The organism is Janthinobacterium sp. HH104 (genome assembly GCF_001758715.1).
In the GTDB taxonomy this organism is placed as follows: domain Bacteria; phylum Pseudomonadota; class Gammaproteobacteria; order Burkholderiales; family Burkholderiaceae_D; genus Janthinobacterium; species Janthinobacterium aestuarii.
Genome location: NZ_LRIB01000013.1, coordinates 48243 through 70928 on the forward strand (window position 1 = coordinate 48243; position 22686 = coordinate 70928).

At 63.3% G+C, this 22686-nt stretch carries 21 protein-coding genes; 15 read left to right on the forward strand and 6 right to left on the reverse strand.

Features of this window, described 5'->3' with window-relative positions:
* The first annotated feature begins 59 nt into the window (after nt 1–59).
* The 9 genes from JAB6_RS01110 to JAB6_RS01150 all read left to right on the forward strand — a co-directional run bounded on the left by JAB6_RS01110 (nt 60) and on the right by JAB6_RS01150 (nt 10111).
* On the forward strand, nt 60–1271 hold the full coding sequence (locus tag JAB6_RS01110; RefSeq protein WP_070301064.1) for a phosphoglycerate kinase: 1212 nt from the start codon (nt 60–62) through the stop codon (nt 1269–1271).
* A 110-nt stretch (nt 1272–1381) separates the two neighbouring features.
* Nucleotides 1382–2830: a pyruvate kinase gene (gene pyk, locus JAB6_RS01115; protein ID WP_046684386.1), complete on the forward strand. Its 1449-nt coding sequence runs from the start codon at nt 1382–1384 to the stop codon at nt 2828–2830.
* 79 nt (nt 2831–2909) lie between these two features.
* Nucleotides 2910–3974: a class II fructose-bisphosphate aldolase gene (gene fba / locus JAB6_RS01120; RefSeq protein WP_034746119.1), complete on the forward strand. Its 1065-nt coding sequence runs from the start codon at nt 2910–2912 to the stop codon at nt 3972–3974.
* 104 nt (nt 3975–4078) lie between these two features.
* Nucleotides 4079–4972, forward strand: coding sequence for a phosphoribosylaminoimidazolesuccinocarboxamide synthase (locus tag JAB6_RS01125; protein WP_034746123.1), 894 nt, complete (start codon nt 4079–4081; stop codon nt 4970–4972).
* Between the two features lies 1 nt (nt 4973).
* Entirely contained in the window at nt 4974–5471 is a 498-nt protein-coding gene (gene purE, locus JAB6_RS01130) for a 5-(carboxyamino)imidazole ribonucleotide mutase (RefSeq protein ID WP_034746126.1), read from the forward strand.
* Nucleotides 5472–5486: 15 nt separating this feature from the next.
* Nucleotides 5487–6683 (forward strand): 5-(carboxyamino)imidazole ribonucleotide synthase, encoded by a 1197-nt coding sequence (locus tag JAB6_RS01135; RefSeq protein ID WP_070301065.1) that lies wholly within the window; start codon nt 5487–5489, stop codon nt 6681–6683.
* Nucleotides 6680–7699, forward strand: coding sequence for an L-threonylcarbamoyladenylate synthase (locus JAB6_RS01140; RefSeq protein ID WP_070301066.1), 1020 nt, complete (start codon nt 6680–6682; stop codon nt 7697–7699). The genes JAB6_RS01135 and JAB6_RS01140 overlap by 4 nt, the downstream gene beginning before the upstream one ends.
* Nucleotides 7700–7940: 241 nt before the next feature.
* On the forward strand, nt 7941–9326 hold the full coding sequence (locus JAB6_RS01145; protein WP_070301067.1) for an SGNH/GDSL hydrolase family protein: 1386 nt from the start codon (nt 7941–7943) through the stop codon (nt 9324–9326).
* Between the two features lie 98 nt (nt 9327–9424).
* Nucleotides 9425–10111, forward strand: coding sequence for an OmpW family protein (locus JAB6_RS01150; protein ID WP_083292464.1), 687 nt, complete (start codon nt 9425–9427; stop codon nt 10109–10111).
* 40 nt (nt 10112–10151) lie between these two features.
* Here JAB6_RS01150 and JAB6_RS01155 read toward each other — a convergent pair whose 3' ends face one another.
* Complete coding sequence (locus tag JAB6_RS01155) at nt 10152–10658, reverse strand: flavin reductase family protein (protein WP_034746143.1); 507 nt, start codon at nt 10656–10658, stop codon at nt 10152–10154.
* Nucleotides 10659–10835: 177 nt separating this feature from the next.
* Here JAB6_RS01155 and msrA point away from each other — a divergent pair, with 177 nt between their 5' ends.
* The gene (gene msrA, locus JAB6_RS01160; protein WP_070301068.1) at nt 10836–11369 is read left to right on the forward strand and encodes a peptide-methionine (S)-S-oxide reductase MsrA; all 534 of its coding nucleotides are present in this window, start codon (nt 10836–10838) and stop codon (nt 11367–11369) included.
* A gap of 22 nt (nt 11370–11391) precedes the next feature.
* Here the strand turns inward: msrA and JAB6_RS01165 are convergent, their stop codons facing one another.
* Together JAB6_RS01165 and pdxH are read right to left on the reverse strand one after the other, a co-directional pair.
* Complete coding sequence (locus tag JAB6_RS01165; RefSeq protein ID WP_070301069.1) at nt 11392–12639, reverse strand: cyclopropane-fatty-acyl-phospholipid synthase family protein; 1248 nt, start codon at nt 12637–12639, stop codon at nt 11392–11394.
* A 127-nt stretch (nt 12640–12766) separates the two neighbouring features.
* The gene (pdxH, locus tag JAB6_RS28270; protein WP_083292465.1) at nt 12767–13966 is read right to left on the reverse strand and encodes a pyridoxamine 5'-phosphate oxidase; all 1200 of its coding nucleotides are present in this window, start codon (nt 13964–13966) and stop codon (nt 12767–12769) included.
* 112 nt (nt 13967–14078) lie between these two features.
* Between pdxH and JAB6_RS01175 the strand changes: the two genes are divergently transcribed.
* Nucleotides 14079–14936, forward strand: a complete 858-nt coding sequence (locus JAB6_RS01175) for a ThiF family adenylyltransferase (RefSeq protein ID WP_070301070.1) — start codon at nt 14079–14081, stop codon at nt 14934–14936.
* Here the strand turns inward: JAB6_RS01175 and thpR are convergent.
* Entirely contained in the window at nt 14933–15451 is a 519-nt protein-coding gene (thpR, locus tag JAB6_RS01180) for an RNA 2',3'-cyclic phosphodiesterase (RefSeq protein WP_070301071.1), read from the reverse strand. The genes JAB6_RS01175 and thpR overlap by 4 nt on opposite strands.
* 95 nt (nt 15452–15546) lie before the next feature.
* On the opposite strand from thpR, the gene JAB6_RS01185 reads away from it, so the two are divergent.
* The gene (locus JAB6_RS01185; RefSeq protein WP_034746152.1) at nt 15547–16011 is read left to right on the forward strand and encodes an FKBP-type peptidyl-prolyl cis-trans isomerase; all 465 of its coding nucleotides are present in this window, start codon (nt 15547–15549) and stop codon (nt 16009–16011) included.
* 99 nt (nt 16012–16110) lie between these two features.
* A complete protein-coding gene (cysK, locus tag JAB6_RS01190) occupies nt 16111–17043 on the forward strand; it encodes a cysteine synthase A (protein ID WP_070301072.1) in 933 nt (310 codons plus the stop codon).
* Here the strand turns inward: cysK and JAB6_RS01195 are convergent.
* Nucleotides 17004–18296 carry an SGNH/GDSL hydrolase family protein gene (locus tag JAB6_RS01195; protein WP_254671409.1) on the reverse strand — a complete coding sequence of 431 codons (1293 nt, stop codon included), beginning with the start codon at nt 18294–18296 and terminating at the stop codon, nt 17004–17006. The genes cysK and JAB6_RS01195 overlap by 40 nt on opposite strands.
* 99 nt (nt 18297–18395) lie before the next feature.
* Here JAB6_RS01195 and JAB6_RS01200 point away from each other — a divergent pair, with 99 nt between their 5' ends.
* Together JAB6_RS01200 and JAB6_RS01205 are read left to right on the forward strand one after the other, a co-directional pair.
* Nucleotides 18396–19301 (forward strand): LysR family transcriptional regulator, encoded by a 906-nt coding sequence (locus tag JAB6_RS01200; RefSeq protein WP_070301073.1) that lies wholly within the window; start codon nt 18396–18398, stop codon nt 19299–19301.
* Nucleotides 19302–19401: 100 nt separating this feature from the next.
* Entirely contained in the window at nt 19402–19803 is a 402-nt protein-coding gene (locus JAB6_RS01205; protein ID WP_070301074.1) for a DUF2809 domain-containing protein, read from the forward strand.
* Nucleotides 19804–19809: 6 nt separating this feature from the next.
* Here JAB6_RS01205 and JAB6_RS01210 read toward each other — a convergent pair whose 3' ends face one another.
* A complete protein-coding gene (locus JAB6_RS01210) occupies nt 19810–22629 on the reverse strand; it encodes a pitrilysin family protein (RefSeq protein ID WP_070301075.1) in 2820 nt (939 codons plus the stop codon).
* Between the last annotated feature and the right edge of the window lie 57 nt (nt 22630–22686).

The following is a 22686-nucleotide window of genomic DNA, read 5'->3' on the forward strand; positions in this document are numbered from 1 at the left end:
TTTGGTCTGGTCCTTGCGGTAAAATAGCGCACTTCCTTCCACTCGTCATCTGGATCGCCATGTCAGCTGTTCTCAACTTCATCCGTCTGCAAGATTTGATCGCCCAAAATGCACTGCAAGGCAAGCGCGTGTTTATCCGCGCCGACCTGAACGTCCCGCAAGATGACAGTGGCAAGATCACCGAAGATACGCGCATCCGCGCCTCGGTGCCGGCCATTCGCGCCGCCCTTGACGCTGGCGCTGCCGTCATGGTGACGTCGCACCTGGGCCGTCCGACGGAAGGCGAGTTCAAGCCAGCCGACAGCCTGGCGCCCGTGGCCGCCCGCCTGTCCGAGCTGCTGGGCCAGGAAGTTGCACTGAAACAAAACTGGATCGATGGCGCCGGCCTGGAAAATCTGGCCGCCGGCCAAGTGGTCTTGCTGGAAAACGTGCGCGTCAACAAGGGCGAAAAGAAAAACAGCGATGAGCTGGCGCAAAAAATGGCCAAATTGTGCGATATCTACGTCAATGACGCGTTCGGCACGGCCCACCGCGCCGAAGCGTCCACGCACGGCATCGCCAAGTTCGCGCCCGTCGCCTGCGCCGGCCCGCTGCTGGCCGCCGAACTCGATGCGCTGGGCAAAGCGCTGCACGCACCAGCCCGTCCATTGCTGGCCATCGTTGCCGGTTCGAAAGTATCGAGCAAGCTGACCATTTTGAAAGCCCTGTCCGACAAGGTCGATAACCTGATCGTCGGCGGCGGCATCGCCAATACCTTCATGAAGGCCGTCGGCTTGAACGTCGGCAAGTCGCTGGTGGAAGCGGAGCTCGTTGAAGAGGCAAAAGCCATCATCGAGATCATGGCCAAGCGCGGCGCGCAAGTGCCGATTCCCGTCGACGTCGTGTGCGCCAAGGAATTCTCGCCAACGGCAGCCGCTACCGTCAAGGACGTGGCCGACGTGGCGGACGACGACATGATCCTCGATATCGGCCCGAAAACGGCCGCCCTGCTGGCGCAGCAGATCGGCGCCGCCGGCACCATCGTGTGGAACGGCCCCGTTGGCGTATTCGAATTCGACCAGTTCGGCAATGGCACCAAGACCCTGGCCCTGGCTATTGCCGACTCGAAAGCTTTCTCGATTGCCGGCGGTGGCGACACCCTGGCGGCGATTGCCAAATACGATATTACCGATAAAATCAGCTATATCTCGACCGGTGGCGGCGCTTTCCTGGAGTTCCTGGAAGGCAAAACGCTCCCAGCAGTTGAGATCCTGATGCAACGCGCAGGCTGATCCGGCCTGACTGCAGTGCCACCAAGCGCAGCCTGACCGCTGCGCTTTTACCTTGCCGGGCGGCTCAGCCGCCAGGTCTTGCTCACCTTCGCTCGCGCACAAGGACTCCTATGCCACGCGGTACAAAAATCGTAGCAACAATCGGCCCCGCTTCCACTGACTTCGATATCCTGGTCAAAATGATACGTGCGGGCGTCGACGTGGTGCGCTTGAATTTTTCCCACGGCAAGGCGCAAGACCATATCGACCGTGCGGCGCTGGTGCGCCTGGCGGCCGCCGAGTGCGGCCGCGAAGTGGCCATCATGGCCGACATGCAAGGACCGAAGATTCGCGTCGGCAAGTTTGAAAACACACGCATCCAGCTCGAAGCGGGCGAGCGCTTCATCCTCGACGCCAAGTGGGGCGAGAACGGTGAACTGGGCAACCAGGAAAGAGTCGGCCTCGACTACAAGGCCTTGCCGCGCGACTTGCACAAGGGCGACGTCTTGCTGCTGAACGACGGCCTCATCGTGCTGATCGTCGAGCGCATCCACGGCAGCGAAATCCACACGACCGTCAAGATTGGCGGCGAGCTGTCGAACAACAAGGGCATCAACCGCCAGGGCGGCGGCCTGTCGGCCCCGGCGCTGACGGCCAAGGATATGGAAGACATCAAGACGGCCATGAGTTTCCAGGCCGACTATCTGGCTATTTCCTTCCCGAAATGCGCGACCGACATGGAAATGGCGCGCCAGCTGGCCAATATCGCCGGCGAACCGTACCACCACAAGCCGATGATGATCGCCAAGATCGAGCGGGCCGAAGCCATTCCTGCGCTGCAAGAGATTCTCGACGCTTCCGACGGCATCATGGTGGCGCGTGGCGACCTGGCGGTCGAGGTGGGCAATGCGGCCGTGCCGGCCTTGCAAAAGCGCATGATCAAGATGGCGCGCGCATCGAACAAGCTGGCGATCACGGCCACGCAGATGATGGAATCGATGATCGTCAACGCCGTGCCGACCCGTGCGGAAGTGTCCGACGTGGCGAATGCCGTGCTCGACGGCACGGATGCCGTCATGACGTCGGCCGAGACGGCCTCGGGCAAGTACCCGATCGAGACGGTGGAAATGATGGCCGCCATCTGCGTGGAAGCGGAACAGTCCGAATACAACAAGCTCGATGCCGATTTCCTCAACGTCACGTTTACCCGCATCGACCAGTCGATCGCGTACGGCGCGCTGTTTACGGCCCACCATTTGCGCGTCAAAGCCATCGTGGCGCTGACGGAATCCGGTTCCACCGCCTTGTGGATGAGCCGCCACAGCATCGACACGCCAATCTACGCGTTGACTCCTAGTGTGACGACTTTGCGCAAAGCCGCGCTGTATCGCAATGTTCGGGCGTATCATCTGATGCAGAACGCCCCCAGCGCGCAAGTGCTGAAGCAGGCGGAAGAGCTGCTGGTGGCGCAAGGCATCGTCCGCAAGGGCGACATGATCGTCGTCACCTGGGGCGAGCCGATGGGCCAGGTGGGCGGCACGAATGCCTTGAAAATTGTGAAGGTCGGAGAATTCGACTAAGGTCCAAGAATTCAGGCGCCGCCGCGGTCATTGACCGCGAAGCGCCGCAACGGTTTCTATTGTTATCTGGAGTATTACCATGTCTCTCGTATCCATGCGTCAACTGCTGGACCATGCCGCCGAAAACGGTTATGGCATTCCTGCTTTCAACGTCAACAACCTGGAGCAAGTGCAAGCCATCATGGCCGCCGCCGATGCGCTCAACAGCCCGGTGATCATGCAAGCGTCCGCTGGCGCGCGCAAGTACGCCGGTGAAGCCTTCCTGCGCCACCTGATCGACGCCGCCGTCGAAGCGTATCCGCACATCCCCGTCGTCATGCACCAGGATCACGGCCAGTCGCCGGCCGTCTGCATGGCCGCCATCCGCTCGGGTTTTACTTCCGTGATGATGGACGGTTCGCTGGAAGCGGACGGCAAGTCGGTCGCTTCCTACGAATACAACGTGGAAGTATCGCGTGAAGTCGTAAAATTCTCGCACGCCATCGGCGTGACGGTGGAAGCGGAACTGGGCGTGCTCGGTTCGCTGGAAACCATGAAGGGCGACAAGGAAGACGGCCACGGTGCCGACGGCACCATGACCCGCGAGCAACTGCTGACGGACGTAGCACAAGCGGCCGACTTCGTGCAGCGCACCCAGTGCGACGCCCTGGCGATCGCCATCGGCACCTCGCACGGCGCCTACAAATTCACGCGCAAGCCGACGGGCGACATCCTGGCCATCGACCGCATCAAGGAAATCCACGCGCGCATCCCGAACACCCACCTGGTGATGCACGGTTCCTCATCGGTGCCGCAGGAATTGCTGGCCATCATCCGCGAATTCGGCGGCGACATGAAGGAAACCTACGGCGTGCCAGTCGAGGAAATCCAGGAAGGCATCCGTCACGGCGTGCGCAAGATCAACATCGACACCGATATCCGCCTGGCGATGACGGCTGCGATCCGCAAATACCTGTTCGAGAACCCGTCGAAATTCGATCCGCGCGACTACCTGAAGCCAGCCCGTCTTGCTGCAGAGCAAATCGTACGCGCCCGCATGCAGGCATTCGGCTGCGAAGGCCAGGCGTCGAAAATCAAGGCCATGCCACTGGAAAAAATGGCCGAGCGCTACAAGGCCGGCGAGCTGTCGCAAATTGTGAAGTAAAATTCTGTCTGGAACGGGCCGGAAGCAATGCTCCGTGCCCGATTTTCTCGACCGGCAGGCACCCCTTGCCTGCCGGTTTCGTTTCATCCAACTATTCCCCCGCTATGAACAGCCTCTATCAGACTTCCATCCACTCCCTGCCATTGCTGGGCCACGGCAAGGTCCGCGACAATTACGCCGTTGGCGACGACAAGATCCTGATCGTCACTACGGACCGCCTGTCGGCCTTCGATGTCGTCATGAACGAGCCTATCCCCGGCAAGGGCAAGGTTCTCAACCAGATGAGCGATTTCTGGTTCGAGAAACTGGGCCATATCGTGCCGAACCACCTGACCGGCGTGGCGCCGGAATCCGTGGTCGCGCCCGAGGAAGTGGAGCAAGTCAAGGGCCGCGCCGTCGTGGCCAAGCGCTTGAAGCCGATCATGGTCGAGGCAGTCGTGCGCGGCTACATCATCGGTTCGGGCTGGAAAGATTACCAGGACACGGGCAGCATCTGCGGCATCAAGCTGCCGGCGGGCCTGCAACAGGCGGAAAAACTGCCGGAGCCGATCTTCACCCCGGCGGCCAAGGCCGAGCTGGGCGAGCATGATGAAAACATCAGCTTTGCTGAAATGGAAGAGCGCATCGGCGCGGAACTGGCCGCCAAGATGCGCGACGTCGCCATTCAACTCTACAAGACGGCCGCCGAATACGCTGCCACGCGCGGCATCATCATCGCCGACACCAAGTTCGAATTCGGCCTGGACGACAATGGCGTCATGCATTTGATGGATGAAGTGCTGACGGCCGACTCGTCGCGCTTCTGGCCCGCCGATTCGTATCAGCCTGGCATTTCGCCACCGTCGTTCGACAAGCAATTCGTGCGCGACTACCTGGAAACGCTGACCTGGGGCAAGACCGCACCGGCGCCAGCGCTGCCGGCCGACGTCATCGAAAAAACCCAGGCCAAGTACTTCGAAGCCATCGAACGCCTGACGGGCGAGAAGCTGAAGGCCTGAGATGACTGAGCAAAACAAGCCGCTGGTCGGCGTCATCATGGGCTCGTCTTCGGATTGGGACGTGATGCAGAACGCGGTCGCCATGCTGAAACAGTTTGGCGTGCCGTACGAAGCGCAAGTCATTTCCGCGCACCGCATGCCCGACGAGATGTATGCGTACGCGAAAAGCGCGCGCGCGCGCGGTTTGCGCGCCATCATCGCCGGCGCCGGCGGCGCGGCCCACCTGCCTGGCATGGTGGCGGCGATGACCATCGTGCCCGTGCTGGGTGTGCCCGTGCCATCGAAATACTTGCGCGGCGAAGATTCCATGCTGTCCATCCTGCAAATGCCCAAGGGCGTGCCGGTGGCCACGTTCGCCATCGGTGAAGCGGGCGCGGCGAATGCGGCGCTGACGGCGGTAGCGATGCTTGCTGCCAATGACGACGCCCTGGCCGAGCGCCTGGAAGCCTTCCGTGCCACGCAAACGGCCGCCGCCAAGGCCATGGTCTTGCCTGATTAATGTGTTTGAAAAATAATGAATAGTAAATCGACTTCCCCATTGCTGCCCGCCGCCAATCCACCGGCGTGGCTGGGCGTGATGGGTGGCGGCCAGCTCGGCCGCATGTTTGCCCAGGCCGCCCAGAGCATGGGCTATCAGGTGGCCGTACTGGAACCATCGGACGCCTGCCCTGCGGGACAGGTGGCGCAGCGCCTCATCAATGCCGGCTACAGCGATGTGGCCGGTCTCGACGCCCTGGCGGCGCAATGCCTGGCCGTCACCACGGAATTCGAGAACGTGCCGGCCGACAGCCTGTCGCGCCTGGCCGAACGCGTGTTCGTGGCGCCGAACGCCCATGGCGTATCGGTGGCGCAGGACCGCATCGCGGAAAAGCGTTTCTTTGTCGACTGTGCGGCCAAGTCGGGCGTGCTGCCGGCGCCGCACATGGTGATCGCCACGCAAGACGATATCGACGCCATCGGCGACGACTTGTTGCCGGGTATCTTGAAAACCGTGCGCATGGGCTATGACGGCAAGGGCCAGTTCCGCGTGCGCACGCGCGACGAGGTGCGTGCCGCCTTTGCGGAAATGGGACAAGTAACTTGCCTGTTGGAAAAGATGCTGCCGCTGGCGTATGAAGTGTCCGTGCTGACGGCGCGCGGCGTGGATGGCGAATCGGTCGTGTATCCGATCGCCGAGAATGTGCACCGCGACGGCGTCTTGTTTACCACCACCGTGCCGGGCCCGAACGTGTCCGACGATTGCGCCGCCAAGGCGCAGCGCGCGGCGCAAGCCATGGTGGCCGAACTCGGTTACGTCGGCGTGCTGTGCATCGAATTTTTCGTGCTGGAAGACGGCAGCCTGGTGGTCAATGAAATGGCGCCGCGCCCGCATAACAGCGGCCACTACACGATGGATGCCTGCGTTACGAGCCAGTTCGCGCAGCAGGTGCGGGCCATGGCGCGCTTGCCGCTGGGCGACGTGCGCCAGCATTCGCCGGCCGTGATGCTCAACATCCTCGGCGACGCCTGGTTTGCTGGCGACAGCGACGTGGTCACTGAACCGGCATGGGACCAGGTGCTGGCGCTGCCGGGCGCCTGTCTGCACCTGTACGGCAAGGACGATCCGCGCCGTGGCCGCAAGATGGGCCATTTGACCTTCATCGCCGCCACGTTGCCGCAGGCGCAGCAGCGCTTGCGCGACGCTTGCCTGATCCTGGGAATCGCGCCGTGAGCGTGCCCGCACAAGACCTGGCAGCGGCCGCTGCCGTGCTGGAAGCGGGCGGCCTCGTCGCCTTCCCGACAGAAACCGTGTATGGCCTGGGAGCCGATGCGGAAAACCCGGCCGCCGTGGCGCGCATCTACGAAGCCAAGGGCCGTCCATCGGACCACCCGGTGATCGTGCACGTGGCGCCTGGTGCCGACCTGGCGCACTGGTCCGACGATATCCCGCCGGAAGCGCAGCAACTGGTAGCTGCTTTCTGGCCCGGTCCGCTGACCCTGATCGTCAAGCGCGCCGCGCATATCCCCGACGCTGTGTCCGGCGGCCAGGATACGGTGGGTTTGCGCTGCCCGTCGCACCCGGTGGCTATCGAATTGCTACGCACTTTCAAGGGCGGCAAGGGCGGCCTGGCCGCGCCGTCGGCAAACAAATTCGGCAACGTCAGCCCCACCACGGCGCAGCACGTGCGCGATGAATTCGCGGCGGAACTCGACAGCGGCTTGCTGGGTGCGGTGCTCGACGGCGGGCAGAGCGACGTGGGCATCGAGTCGACCATCGTCGACCTGTCGCGCCTGGCCACACATGGTCCCGTGTTGTTGCGTCCCGGCCATATCAGCAGCGAGCAGATCGCCGCCGTCATCGGCCGCGCACCGGCTGTTGCCGATGCAGCCGCGCCGCGTGCCTCGGGTACCCTGGAATCGCATTACGCGCCACATACGCCTGTTGCGATGCAGCACAGCGATGACGTGAGCGCCACCTTGAACCGCCTGCTCAACGACGGGCGCCGCGTGGCCCTGATCCATTACTCGGATCTGCCGCCGGCCAGCGCCAGCGTGCGCCTGGCCGCCAAGCCGGAAAACTACGCACATGCGCTGTATGCCTCGCTGCGCACGATGGACCAGGTCGGCGCCGAACTGATACTCGTCGAAGCGCCTCCGACCGGCCCTGAGTGGCTGGGCATCAATGACCGTTTGCGGCGTGCCGCGTTCGGCTCAAGTGGTATCTTGCAGCAATTCCTCTCCGTCTGAAAAAAGCCCCGCAAGGGGCTTTTTATTGATGCAGCGCAATAGCAATGCTTGCCACGAAACATAGTAAATCCTCCATAATTCAGCAGATCGGCCGCTCGTGACAGGGCGCTGGCGATGTTGTTATTTCGTTGATTTTTAAAACATATTTTCTATACAAGCCTGAGGAACGATGGCATATTAGTTGGGTAGCGAATAGCACGCCCGTTCGTTTAGAAACCAGAAAAAAGACCGAGGAGACAAAATGCATCAAACAAAATTCGCGCTGGCCGTGCTGGCTGCGGCTGTCCTGGCAGGTTGCGGCGGCGCCAGTGGCGGTGATCAAGCCTTGAAAGTCAAATACACGGCGCAGGTGTCGTTTGGCGACAGCCTGTCCGATGTCGGCTCGTATGCCGTGGGTACGGTGCAGGCCAAAGGTGGCGGCAAGTTCACCATCAATGGCGACAATACCAAGATCAATCCTGAACTGACGGGCAAGAACTGGACCGAGCACCTGGCCGCGCAATTCGGCCTGGCCGCGCCATGCGCCGCCGAGACGGGGCTGGAGGGGAATGCGGCGCAAGGCCTTTCCGTACCGCGCGTCAAGCATGCCGGCTGCTACGGCTACGCCATGGGCGGTTCGCGCGTCACCAACCCCGTCGGTCCGAACAACAAATTGACGGGCAGTCCGCTGGGCGCCCTGACCGTCCCCGTGGTGACGCAGATCGCGAACCACCTGGCCGTTTCCGGCGGCAAGTTCAGCGGCACGGAAGCCGTTTTCGTGATGGCCGGCGGTAATGACGTGCTGTTCCAGCTGGGCGCATTGCAAGCAGGCGCGACCGCTGCTGGCCAGGCTGCAGGCGCGGCCGCAGGCGCCCAGGCTTTCGCCACCAACCTGGCCATGGCTCTGGCCGCTGGCGCCACCAACCCTGCGACGGCAGCGGCTGCCATCGGCGCCGCCATCAAGACGGCCAGCGCCGCGCCGGGCGCCACGTCGACGACCATCGTCGGCGCCGCCGTGCAAGCCGCCGTGATTGCCGGCAATACGAATGCCCCAACCCTGGCCCCTGCCCTGGCCGCCAAGGCGCAAGCCGATGCGACGGTGACGGGTAACGCTGCCGGCGCCAAGGCCGGTGCCGATTACGCCGTGGCTCAGGGACCGACGCTGGTTGCCGCCATGAAACAAGCGGGTACCGAACTGGTGGCGCTGGTCAAGGACCAGATCATCGCCAAGGGCGCCAACTATGTCATCGTCAACAATCTGCCTGACGTGGCCGGTACGCCGTCGGGTCTGAGCAAGGATGCCAATACCAAGGCGCTCATCAACGCCATGGTCAGCGCCTTCAACGGCGAACTCAGTGGCGGCCTGAACGGCAACGCGAAAGTCTTGCTGGTCGACGTGTTTGCCGTCAGCCATGACCAGGCCACCAACCCTGGCCCGTATGGCTTGACCAACGTCAGCGAGACGGCGTGCGACTTGAGCGCGCCAGGCAATATTCTGGGCAGCTCGCTGGTCTGCAATGGCACGAACCTGAAAGCGGGCGACGTCAGCCACTACTCGTATGCCGATGATGTGCATCCTACGCCGTTCAACAACCTGCTGCTGGCACGTTATGTGGCCAAGGACATGGTTGTGCGGGGCTGGCTGTAAGGATGGCCGCGCCAGCTGCGTCCCCGGGGCGTGGCTGGCGCTGGCAGCGACAAGACTCGATAGCGGAACACTCCGCACACAATGAATCAGGAGACAAGATGAAGAATCGTTTGAATACCGCTGTACGCGTGCTGGCCGTGGCCGCCGCGATGGCCATGGCGACGGGCGCTTCGGCGCAAAGCGCAGGCACCTGGATGGTCAAGGCCGGCGTCAACAAGATCACGCCGCACGTCGACAGTGGCGACATTTCCGCGCCGGCATTGCCGAACACCAAGGCCGACGTCAAGGCGGACACCAAGCCCATCCTGACCTTTGCCTACATGATCACGGACAATATTTCCGCTGAAATGATCCTGGGCGTGCCGTACAAGCATGAGCTGGTCGGCGATGGTTCCATCAAGGGTACGGGCAAGCTGGGGACGGCGGAAGCCTTGCCGCCGACGGCCTTCATCCAGTACCGCTTCTTCCAGCCCAATGCGATGATCCGTCCTTACGTGGGCGCGGGTTTGACATATGCCTATTTCCAGAAAGAAAAAGGCTCGGGCCAGATGACGGCCTTGCTCGATCCGGGTGGAAAACCGGTCACCTACCGCCTGGACAACAAGCTGGCAGGCAGCCTGGTGGTTGGCAGCACCTTGGCGATCAACGAGCGCTGGTTTGCCGACGTGGCCGTGGTCAAGACCTTCCTGAAAACCAAGGCGAAATTCTCGACGGGGCAGACGCAGAGCATCACGCTCGACCCGCTCGCCGTGAGTGTCAGCATCGGGTATAACTTTACCCTGTAAAACAAAAAATCCGCCTCGGCGGATTTTTTTTTTGTCCCGCTCAGGCTGGCGGTGTATTGAACTTCCCATTGTGGAAGATCAAGGGCGGTTGCGCGGCAAACGCGCATTGTTCCACTTCGCCCACGAAAATGACGTGGTCGCCTTCCGGATAGCGGCTGCGGTTGTGGCATTCGAACCAGGCCGACGCGCCTTTCAGGATGGGCTGGCCCGTGCGCGACAGTTCGTATTCGACGTCGTCGAATGGGTTCGGGGTGCGGCGTGAAAAGCGCGTGGCCAGTTCCGCCTGCTCGGCACCGAGCACGTTGATGACGTAATGCGAGTTGCCGCTGAAGATGGGCATGCTGTTCGCCACGGAACCGAGGCTCCACAGCACCAGCGGCGGCGACAGCGAGACGGAATTGAAGGAACTGGCCGTCAAGCCGCGGAAACTGCCGTCGGCCAGGCGCGTCGTAATGACCGTCACGCCGGTGGCAAACTGCGACAGCGCCTGGCGGAAATGTGCCGTATCGAATTCTTGCGCTGGCGCGCGGGGAGAGCGTGTGTTCATGGGTGACCTGTCTATTTGCTGACATTATGCCAAAAATCGGCCACGCCAGCGCAATCGTGGCCGGCATGCCCCTTATGTGCGGTGCACCACGCACCGTTTCAAGCGGCACTGCAGGCCATGGCGCTTTGCGTTACAGTAATGAAATGATACGTCGCAGAGGCGTTGCGGGAGGACATCATGCATCAACAGACGGAAGTGGCGGTATTCGGCGGTGGCTGTTTCTGGTGCCTCGATGCCGTGTACGGGGAAGTGCGCGGCGTGACGCGCGTCGAGGCCGGCTATACGGGCGGCAGCGTACCCAACCCCACATATGAACAGGTGTGCACGGGCGAGACAGGCCACGCGGAAGTGGTGCGCCTGGAATTCGATCCCGCCGTCATCAGTTATCACGACTTGCTGGAAATCTTTTTTACTTTGCACGACCCCACCACCATGAACCGGCAAGGCAACGATGTCGGCACGCAATTTCGCTCCGTCATCCATTACCAGTCGGCGGAACAGGAAAAGGTGGCGCGCAAGGTGCTCGCCGAGATGGCCGGCGTGTGGGATGCGCCCATCGTCACGCAGCTGGCGTCGGCCGCCACCTTTTATCCGGCCGAGGAGTACCACCAGAATTATGTCGAGCAGCATCCCTTGCAGGGCTATTGCGCGCTCGTCGTCGCGCCCAAGGTGGAGAAATTCCGCGCCATGTATGCGGGGCGCCTGAAGTAAGCGCCCCGCACGTGTCCGTCTGTCAGGGCGTGAGCACGGGCGCCGGCCTTGTTTCCTGCGTATTCTCCTGCGCATACATGTAGTTGCGCGACCAGGGCAAGGTGGACGAACGCCGCCCCGCCTTCACGCAGACGATCTGGTACAGGCTGATCAAATCTTGCTCGAAGGCATAGGCGCAGCCGGCCAGGTAGACGTGCCAGATGCGGAAGCGCCGTTCGCCCGCCAGCGGACGGATCTGCTCGGCATGGGCTTCGAAATTTTCCGTCCACAGGGCGCACGTGCGCGCATAGTGGCGCCGCAGGTTTTCCACGTCCAGCACTTCCAGCCCCCCCTGCTGCATGGTTTTCAGGACATTGCCGATGTGGGCCAGCTCGCCATGCGGGAACACATATTTTTCGATGAATTCGCCGCCGCCGTACGGCGTTTCGCCATTGTCCGGATCGGTCGAGGTGATGCCGTGGTTCATCGCCATGCCGTCCGGCGCCAGCAGCTTGTTGATGATGGAAAAGTAGTTGGGCAAATGTTTCAGGCCCACATGCTCGAACATGCCCACGCTGGTGATGCGGTCGAACTGGCCCGTCACGTCGCGGTAATCTTGCAGGCGGATATCGATCAGGTGCGCCAGGCCGGCCGCCGCCACGCGCTCGCGCGCCAGCGCGTACTGGTTTTCCGACAGGGTCACGCCCACGCAACGGGCGCCATATTGCTGCGCGGCACGCATGACGAGCGCGCCCCAGCCGCAGCCGATGTCGAGCAGGGTCTGACCCGGCTGCAGCTGGATTTTTTTCAGGATATGGTCGATTTTCTTGACTTGCGCCTGCGCCAGGGTTTCATCGCCCTGTTCGAAATAGGCGCAGGAATACACGAGGCCGGGGTCGAGAAACTGCTCATAGAAGGCATTCGACACATCGTAGTGATAGCGGATGGCTTCCGCATCCTTGCTCTTGTCGTGCGTAAAGCTGCGCACGATGCGGGCCAGCTTGCCTTCCGGCTTCAGGGTATTGCGTGCCAGGGCATTGCAGATGGAAATCATGTCCTGGGCCGTGCCCTTGACTTCGATATTGCCTTCCACATAGGCCGAACCCAGATTCGCCAGCGACGGGTTCAGCAGATAGCGGGCCGAGGCGACGGTTGGCAGGCGGATGGTGACTCTGGGCGCTTCGCTGGACAGGTCGACGTGCTGGCCGTTCCACAATTCTATGCGTAGCGGCAAGGCGGTTTTGCTGCGGATGCTGGCGATCCAGGACTTGAGTTGGTTTTGTACAAACAAAATGGCCTCCAATGAAGCGGCCCCGGCTGGAGCCGCAAATTGAGAAACAATGTCATTTAGTAACTTCTAACGTCATAGCCTACACCGATATTGACCAGCTTGCTTTGCGCCGCCTTGGCTATCCTGCTTACGGTTGCAAGCGCTGCATGCTCCATTGCCCGTCGGCACCGCGCGTAAACACGATGCGGTCGTGGAAGCGCGAACGGCGCCCCTGCCAGAATTCGATGCGCTCCGGCTGCAGGCGGTAGCCGCCCCAGTGGGCCGGGCGCGGCGGCTGCGCGTCGCCAACGGCGGCGGCCACGGCTTCGTAATTGCTTTCCAGCGCGGCACGGCTGTCGATGGGCGCGCTTTGCTGCGAGGCAATCGCCGACAGCCGGCTTTGCAGGGGACGCACATTGAAATACTCGTCGCTCTCGGCCGCCGTGGTTTTTACCACCGTGCCCTCGATGCGCACTTGCCGCTCCAGCTCGCGCCAGAAGAACAGCAGCGCCGCGTGCGGGTTGTGTTCGAGATGCTGGCCCTTGTCGCTGTGGTAATTCGTGTACCAGGTAAAGCCCCGCTCGTCGAACTGCTTGATCAGCACGATGCGCGAGCTGGGCTTGCCATCAGGGCTGACGGTGGACAAGTCCATGGCGTTCGGCTCCATCACTTGCGCGTTGACGGCCTCGGCAAACCATTTCTGGAACTGGGCGATGGGATCGGCCAGCACGTCCGTCTCGCTCAGGCTGGACTGGACGTAATCGGTGCGCATGGCGGCCAGCACGGCGGCCGCGTCCGCCACTTCTGGCAGATCGGGCGCGATGCCGCGGCGGCGCTGCATGGCCGTGCCCAGCTGCTCCATCTGCTGCGCGCTGAACAGGCGCTTGGCCATGGGCGCCAGCTGGCCCTCTTCCTTGCTCATATGGGCATGGTAGGCGGCAACGTAGGCGGCCACGCCATCGGCGGACAGCTGCGTGCCCGTACCGGCCGCGATCGCGTCCAGTTCCGGGCGCAGGGTCAGCCAGGCCTGGTCCATGCGCTGGTGGTCGGCCAGGATTTCCGGCACCAGGGTCGTCAGCAGGGCGGCATCGTCGCCCGTGGCGGTCGCTTGCAGCATCGGCATCAAGTCCTGCTCTTCATCGTCATGGTGCAGATGGGCGGCTTTATTGAAATATTGCAACACCGCCTTGGCCGCCTGCTGCGCATCCGCCGTGTTGCCGTGCTGCGCCAAATGGCCCAGCAGTTTTTGCAGGGTCGTCAGCTGCTTGCGGATCTTGTCGTGACAATGCTTGAGCACGGCGATGGGCTGGTCAAAGCCGGGAACGGAGTCGAACAGGGGAGAGGTCATGGCGAGTTCTCGTGGTGGGCGGTGTGGGGGCGTGGCGACAGTGCGGCTTGTCGCTGTGTCAATTCGGCTATTTTAGAATATCCGTCAGCGCAGTGTCCGTTAAAATGGCGCCATGCATACCTCCACCAATGAACTAATTTCCATGGACTTGACCGAGATCGATTTTGAGCGGCGTTTCGGCGGCATCGCCCGCCTGTACGGCGCGCCCGCGCTGGAGCGTTTCCGCGCCGCCCATGTGTGTGTGATCGGCGTGGGCGGCGTCGGTTCCTGGATCGTCGAAGCGCTGGCGCGCAGCGCCATCGGCCGCCTGACCCTGATCGATCTCGACAATGTTGCCGAATCGAACATCAACCGCCAGATCCAGGCCATGAGCGACACCATTGGCCAGGCCAAGATCACGGCCCTGGCCGAACGCATCGAGCTGATCAATCCGTTTTGCCAGGTCACGCAGATCGAGGATTTTATTACCCCCGATAATCTGGACCAACTGCTGGGCGGGCGCGATTTCGACTACCTCGTTGATGCCATCGACAATGCCAAGGCGAAAGCGGCCGTGATCGCATATTGCCGCGCGCGCAACATTCCCATGCTGACCATCGGCAGCGCGGGCGGGCAGACGGACCCGACCCTGATCGCCGTGCGCGACCTGTCGAAAACGGAACAGGAACCGCTGCTCAAGCGAGTACGCAAACTGTTGCGTACCGAATATGGTTTTCCCCGTGGCGTGAAAAACAAATTCAATGTCGACGCCGTGTTTTCCATGGAACCGTTGAGCACGCCCGAGAGCGCCGAAGCGTGCGCCATCGATGGCGGCGCGCCCGCCGGCGTGACGGGCCTGAACTGCGCCGGCTTCGGTTCCAGCGTGGTGGTGACGGCCAGCTTCGGCATGGTGGCGGCTGCGCATGCGCTGAAAAGCTTGCGCCAGGACAAATTGTCCGAGGTGCCCGTGTCGATACCGGACGCCGCCTAGCTTAATTTCCTGCTGGCCAGGATGCGGTAGTCGCCGCTGCTCTTGAGCGATTCCACCAGCACCAGCTCGTCCGCCAGCCAGGCGATGGGCGCGAAGTCCCCGATGGCCGGCGGCGGCGCTTGGCGCGCCAGGGTCACGTGCGGCGTAAAACGGTCGTGCTCGAAGCGGGGCGCCAGTCCCTGTTCCGCCAAGTTACGCATGCAGGCCGCGCGCAAGTCCAGCAGGGCGGGCGACGGCTGCGCCAGGGCGGCCCAGGCCAGCGCCAGCTTCGTAAAATGGCTGGCGTGATCGAACAGCAGGGGCATGGGATGCGCCGGTGTGTGCGCCAGAATGTCCAGCAGGGGCGGCAGGTCGCTGGCCGGGCGCTGGCCCAGGAAGGCCAGGGTCAGGTGCAGCTTGTCCGGACGCACGGGTTTGCCTTCCAGGCGCGCCTGCCAGGCGGCCAGGGCCGCGCGCGTGGCCGCATCGGGCCACAGTGCGTAAAACAGGCGGGGGCAGTGTGTATCGGGCGACAAGTTTTTCCTATCGTTGCGGCGGTTTGCTATTATTGACGTTCCCTGCCCACTTGCACTGGCAGGGATCTTACCGAAACTCACTGAAAGAATACATCATGACGCGTAGCTCCGTTTTGTTTGCCCTGATCTGCTCCGTCGCCGCGTCGCTGGCGCAGGCACAGGCGCCAGCGCCTGTTCCCGCCTCGGCCGTCTCGCTGAGCCCCGGCCCTGTCGCCGATAAATTGATCCTGATCGACAACAAGGTCGGCACGGGCAAGGAAGCGTCCGTCGGCAGTAACGTCACCGTGCACTACACGGGCTGGCTCTACCGTCCGCTGGCGAAAGATTCGCGCGGCAAGAAGTTCGACAGCTCCGTCGGTCGTGGCCCGTTTGACTTCCCGCTCGGCAAGGGCATGGTCATCAAGGGTTGGGACCAGGGCGTGGCCGGCATGAAAGTGGGCGGCAAGCGCACCCTGATCATTCCAGGCGAACTGGCCTACGGCCCGCGCGGCGCCGGCAATGGCGACATTCCGCCGAACTCGGCACTGATCTTCGACGTGGAATTGCTGGACGTGAAGTAATTGTTCAGTTTGGCGGCGGCGCATGCCCGCGCCGCCGCCATTTACGCTCTGAAACGCGGTAGACTGGGTTCTCCTGAAATTGCTGTGGAGACCACCCCCATGAACATCGCCAACGACGTCACTGAACTGATCGGCAACACCCCCCTGGTGCGCATCAACCGCATCGCCGCCGGCAGTGTGGCCACCATCCTGGCCAAACTCGAATTCTACAATCCCGCGCACAGCGTCAAGGACCGCATCGGCCTGGCCATGATCGTCGCCGCGGAAGCCGCAGGCAAGATCCATTCCGATACCGTCATCGTCGAGCCCACCAGCGGCAACACGGGCATCGCGCTGGCCATGGTATGCGCCGCGCGCGGCTACCGCTGCACCCTCGTCATGCCCGACACCATGAGCCGCGAACGCCGCATCCTGCTGCGCGCCTATGGCGCCGAGCTGCTGCTTACGCCCGGCAGCGAAGGCATGCTGGGTGCCATCCGCAAGGCCGAGGAACTGGTGGCGGCCGACCCGCGCTACCTGATGCTGCAGCAATTCAACAATCCCGCCAATCCCGCCATCCACCGCGCCACGACGGCCGAGGAAATCTGGCGCGACACGGATGGGCAAGTGGACATCGTCGTTGCCGGCGTGGGCACGGGCGGCACGATTACCGGCATCGGCGAAGTGCTGAAGGAACGCAAGCCCGGCCTGCAAGTGATCGCCGTGGAACCGGAAGCGTCGCCGATGCTGTCGAAGGGCACCAAGGGACCGCACCCGATCCAGGGCATCGGCGCCGGTTTCGTGCCGCAGATTTTGAACACGGCCATCTACGACGAAATCATTTGCGTCAAGAACGACGACGCCTTCGCCACGGCGCGCCTGGCCGCCAGCGATGAAGGCTTGCTGGTCGGCATCTCGTCGGGCGCCGCCCTGTGGGCTGCCCTGCAAGTGGCGCGCCGTCCGGAAAACGCGGGCAAGCACATCGTCACCATCATCCCGTCGTTCGGCGAGCGCTACCTGAGCACGGCTTTGTACGCGGGCTTGGGCGACTGATTTGTAAATAGTAGGGACAGATCTGTCCCTTCCGCCAGCGCCCGGTTGCCTGCGTCGCCCGGGTGCAGGTGGTCGCCCGAGTCGTAAGCGGGCAGCAGGCGCAGCGGGTGCGCAGGGTCGCGCGCCAACGCGTCGAAGTCGAGCACTGCATCAAAGCTGCCGCTGGCGCGTATCCACGCATTCAATTGCTGGCGCAGCGCATCTTTTTCCGGCTGATAATAGTTGCTCAAGGGCGTGCCGGGCAGGGCGCCGGCGAACGGCGTCAGGGTGGCAGCGATCACGCGCACGCCGCGGCTGCGTGCCTGGGCGACCAGTTGGGTGTAGCCGTTTGTTAACTCCTCCAACGTCGGCCGTTTTGACCGTGGTGCAAACGCCGTGCCGGGCCAGCTGATGTCATTGATTCCCAACAAGACGATCACCGTGCGCACGCCTGGTTGCGCCAGCACGTCGCGCTCGAAACGGGCCAGGGCATTGTCTCCCATGCCATCGGACAACAGCCGCGCACCGGAAATGCCCGCATTGATCACGGACACGCCGTGCGGCGCCAGACGCTTGGCCAGGAAATCGGGCCAGCGCGCATCCATCCCCAGGCCGGCAGTGGCGCCATCGGTAATTGAATCGCCGAGGATGGCCACGGCTTGCGCCCCCGGCGCCGCCTCCACCTGAATCGCACTGAGTAAAAGGCGCGCCGTGGTGGTCTGCATGCCAGGCGCGTCATCGATGCGCGCGGCCCGCGTCTGGTCCTGCGGGGCGATCCACGCCGTCTCGCGCCCATCCCAGTGAAACGTGGAGACGGGACTGGCTTGCGGCAGGTGGATGCTCACCGTCAGGCGAGCCAGGTCCGGCACGGACAGGTCGACGGGGTCGCTGACGAGCGGCGCGCCCGGCGCCACGCTGGCCGCCGGCTGGCCGGAAAACGTCAGCGTGCGCAGGCTGCCCGCTTCGATGGCCGAACCGGAAGAGGCCAGCGCCACGGTGGCCGCGCCGATGCGTAGCGGCACCTTGCCATACGCATTCGACAGCACGATGCGCACGCGCGGGCCGCCCACGCTGAGGCGCGCCACCTGGCGCACGGTGTGCCCGTGCAGCACGGCGGGCACATTGCTGGGGAACAGGAAATCGCTGCTCCACACGGCTTGGGGGCTGGCCGTCCAGCTGGCCAGCCAGGAGGTATCGCCATTGGCTGCCTGGACGGGGCTAGTGCTCAGCGCCAGGCTCAGCAGGATGGCGGGGAAGAGGGACAATCGTTGCATGGCGGCTCGCTTCATCAAGGGGAATGTCAGCATGATGAAAGCAAAGCCATTTATGCACTAGACTATCTCATCGAAGAACATTTATGAGTTGAATTCACAATGGCCAGATTGGAAGTGAACCGCTCCGGCGAGCTGGAAGTGTTCGTGCGCGTGGTCGAGCTGGGCGGCTTTTCCGCCGCCGCGCGCGCTTGCGGCATGACGCCGTCGGCCGTCAGCAAGCTCGTCTCGCGGCTCGAAGAGCGCCTGGGCGCGCGCCTGCTGAACCGCTCCACGCGCCAGCTGCAGCTGACGGCCGAGGGTTGCGGCCTGTACGAACGGGGACAGCACGTGCTGGCGGCGCTGGACGAGGCGGAGCGCTGCGCCGGCGTGCAGGATGTGCCGCGCGGCAGAATCAAGGTCAATGCGAACGTGCCCTTCGGCCAGCATTTCTTGTTGCCGCTGGCGCCGTTGTTTCTCGAACGCTATCCGGAGGTGACGCTCGACATCGTGCTCACGGACGCCGTCGTCGATATCCTCGAGCAGCGCACGGACGTGGCCGTGCGTGCGGGGCCATTGAAAAGCTCCAGCCTGCTGGCGCGCAAGCTGGGCCAGACGCGCATGGTCATCGTGGCATCGCCAGCCTACCTGGCGCGGCGCGGCACGCCGTTGACGCCTGCCGAGCTGGCCGCGCACAACTTGCTCGACGCCAATTACGCGCGCGCCCGCTCGGGCTGGCCGCTGCGCCTGCCCGAGGGCGACATCGTCGTGCCGGTCACGGGCAATGCACAGGCCAGCGATGGCGAAGCCTTGCGGCAACTGTCGCTGGCGGGGCTGGGACTGGCGCGCCTGGCCGCCTTCCAGGTGCGATCCGATATCGCGGCTGGCCAGCTGCAGGCCGTGCTGGAAGAGTGCAATCCCGGCGACAGCGAGGAAGTGCATGCCGTGTTCGTGGGGCAAGGCGGGCATGTGCCGCTGCGCGTGCGCGTGTTTCTCGATTTCCTGGCGCAGCACGTCGAGCTGGGCTGAGGTTGTCCAAGCGCATTAGGCTACAGGCAGGCACGGCCGCGCAGTACAATATCGGACGGGCCGCAATGGTTCGGCCCGTATTGTGCCTTTGAATGGAAATATGTTCCTGGTAAAACCTGAACGCCGCCGCCTGCTGCAGGTGGGCGCAACCGTGGCTGTCATCGCGCTGGGCCTGGCCTCGCGCGCCTTTCCCCAATTCGTCCCTGCCGCGCTCGGCAAGTATCCGGGCGACGCCCTGTGGGCCATGATGATCGTCTTTGCGCTGGGCATTGTCGCCACGCGCATGCGCACGTGGCAGCTGGCGCTGACGGCCTTGCTGATCTGCTTTGCCGTGGAATTCGGCCAGCTATACCAGGCGCCGTGGATCGTCGCGTTGCGCGCGCATCCGCTGGGACACCTGGTGCTGGGCTCCGCCTTCGGCTGGGTCGACCTGATCGCCTACACGGCGGGCGTGGCGATCGCGGCGCTGGTGGATCAAGCGGCGCTGTTCAAGCGCCGCTAATCCTGATTACTTGACGTTACCTTCCGCGTCGCGCAATTCGACGGGCGCCAGCTTCAGCTTCGACAATTGCGGAGCGATCTTCGCCTTGTCGCCCACGCCGATGACGATCAGCTTTTCCGGCTGCAGGTATTTCTTCGCCACCTGCTGCACCTGCTTGTCCGTCACGCTGGCAAAGCGCTGCGGCAAGGTCGTGTAGTAGTCGAGGCCCAGGCCGTAGATATACGTGTTGGCCATGCTGGCGCTGATGCTGGCATTCGTGTCGAACTGGCCGGGCAAGGACAGCACTTGCGAGTTGCGCGCATTCGCCAGTTCTTGGCGAGGCAAGGGTTTTGCGATCATGGCGCGGATTTCCCTGACGGTTTCCGATACGGCCGGGCCCGTCACATCGGTGCGCACGCTGGCGGCAATCGAGAACGGTCCAGGCTGATTGCGGTACTGGAATTGCGAACGCACGCCATAGGTGTAGCCCTTTTCTTCGCGCAAGTTGGTGTTCAGGCGGCTGGTAAACAAGCCGCCCAGCGCCGCGTTCATCACTTGCAGCGGTGCGTAATCAGGCGTGGCGCGCGGCACGGCGATGGTCGACAGACGCACGGCCGTTTGCGGCGCGCCTGGCTTGTCGACCAAAATCAATTTTGCCTTCGTCGTCTGCGGCGCTGCGGCCACGGATGGCGCCACCGTGCCTGCCTTCCAGCTGCCAAACTTCGCTTCGGCCAGCGCCTTCAATTCCGCCTCGCCGATATCACCCGAAACGATCAGCGCCGCATTGTTCGGCAGGTAATGCTGCTGCCAGAAACCTTGCAAGTCGGCGCGGCTGGCCGCTTTCAGCGCCGCTTCCGTGCCCAGCTGAATGTAGCCATACGGATGCTGCGGGCCATACAGCGCCGCCGCTTCCACTCTGGCCGCCACCGCGCCCGCGTTTTCGCGCTGCTGCGCCAGTTCGCCGATGCGGCTGGCGCGCTGGCGCTCGACTTCTTCCTGCGGGAATTGCGGATGCAGCACCACGTCGGCCAGCACGTCGAGCGCTTGCGGGAACGTCGCTTTGAGCGACGTCAGCTGGGCGAACGAGGCATCCACGCCGGAGCCGGTATTGAGCAGCGCGCCCAGCTGCGCCACGTCGTCGGCGATCTGCGGCGCGCTGCGCGTGGCCGTGCCTTCCTGCAGCAATTGCGCCGTAAAGCTCGACAAGCCCGGCTGCGCCAGCGGATTGGCGCCCGAGCCGCTTTTCACCACAAGCTGGCTGGACACGAGCGGCACGGCCCCGTTGTAGTGGTGGATCACGGTCAGGCCGTTCGCCAGGGTGAACGATTTTCCTTGCGGTAAAACAATCTTCGGTGCGGGACCGGCCTTCGGCACGGCATTGCGCCATGGTTCGTCCGCATTGATGGCCGTGCCAGGCGCAGGCTTGACCTTGCCCGGCGCCGGCGTCGGCACTTCCGCGCCCAGGTCCGGCGTGCCGGGCACGCCATAGACCACCACGCGCGACTGGTTCTTCAGGTACTGGTCGACGGCGCGCTGCACGCCAGCCGCCGTCACCTGGCGGTAGCGTTCGATATCCTTGGCCAGGTAGCCGGGGTCGCCCACGTACTGGTTGTATTCGTTGAGCAAGTTGGCCACGCCGTGGCCGCCCATTTTTTCCACCTGGCTCAGCATGCTCGTCTCGATGCTGTTGCGCGCGCGTTCCAGTTCCTTCTCGGTCGGGCCCTTGGCGCGCAATTGTTCCAGCTCCGCCTGCAAGGCTTGCTCGATTTCCTCGGGCTTGCGGCCCGGGCGCGCCGTCGCGTCGATGGTGAAAATCGACGTGAGAGCGTTCGAGCCCTGGCTGGCGCCCACGTCCTGCGCGATCTGCTTGTCGTACACGAGGGATTTATATAAACGGCTGGACTTGCCGCCGGCCAGGATGTGCGCGGCCATCGACAGTTCCGCGTCGTCCCTGGTGTAGGCGGACGGCGTCAGCCAGGCCATGAAGACGCGCGGCAACTCGACCCGGTCCTGTACCACGATGCGGCGTTCCTGCGTGATGGGCGGCGTCACGACATTCGGTTTCGGCACGGCCGGGCCGCTCTTGAAGCTGCCGAAGTATTTATTGACCAGTTCCTTGGTCTTCGCCTTGTCGATGTCGCCCGCGATCACGAGGCTGGCATTGTTGGGCCCATAGTATTTGCTGAAGAAATCCTTGATGTCGGCCAGCTTCGCGTTCTGGATGTCCGCGTGCGAACCGATGACGCTGGCGTAATACGGGTGGGTCTTGGGAAACAGCTGGTGGTACAGCGCTTCCTGCACGATGCCGTACGGCGCATTCTCCACGCTTTGGCGGCGCTCGTTGCGCACGACGTCCTGCTGGTTCGTCAGCGCCGTCTGGTCGAGCACGTCGAGCAGATAGCCCATGCGGTCGGAATGCGTCCACAGGGCCAGTTCCAGCTGGTTCGACGGCACCGTGTCGAAATAATTGGTGCGGTCGAAATCCGTGCTGCCGTTGGAATCGGTGGCGCCCGCGCCTTCGAGCAACTGGTCGGCCATGCCGCGCGGCACGTGCTTGGTGGCGGCAAACATCATGTGCTCGAACAAATGCGCAAAGCCCGTCAGGCCCGGCGCTTCATTCGCCGGTCCCACGTGGTACCAGATGTTGACGGCCGTGACGGGCAATTTATGGTCTTCCACGAGAATCACGTCGAGGCCGTTCGGCAAAGTGTATTTTTCGTAGGCGATATGGGGCACGGACGTCGCCCCTGTCGTGACGGCGGCATCGGCGACATGGGCGAGGGTGAGCGGGGCGCCGTACAGCGACAGCAACAGGGCGGGGAGGGCCAGCAGTTTGATCGGTTTCATGCATGCTTCCAGGGATGGGTGGAGAAGACGCTGCGGCTCGCTCGTGGCTGGCGCAGC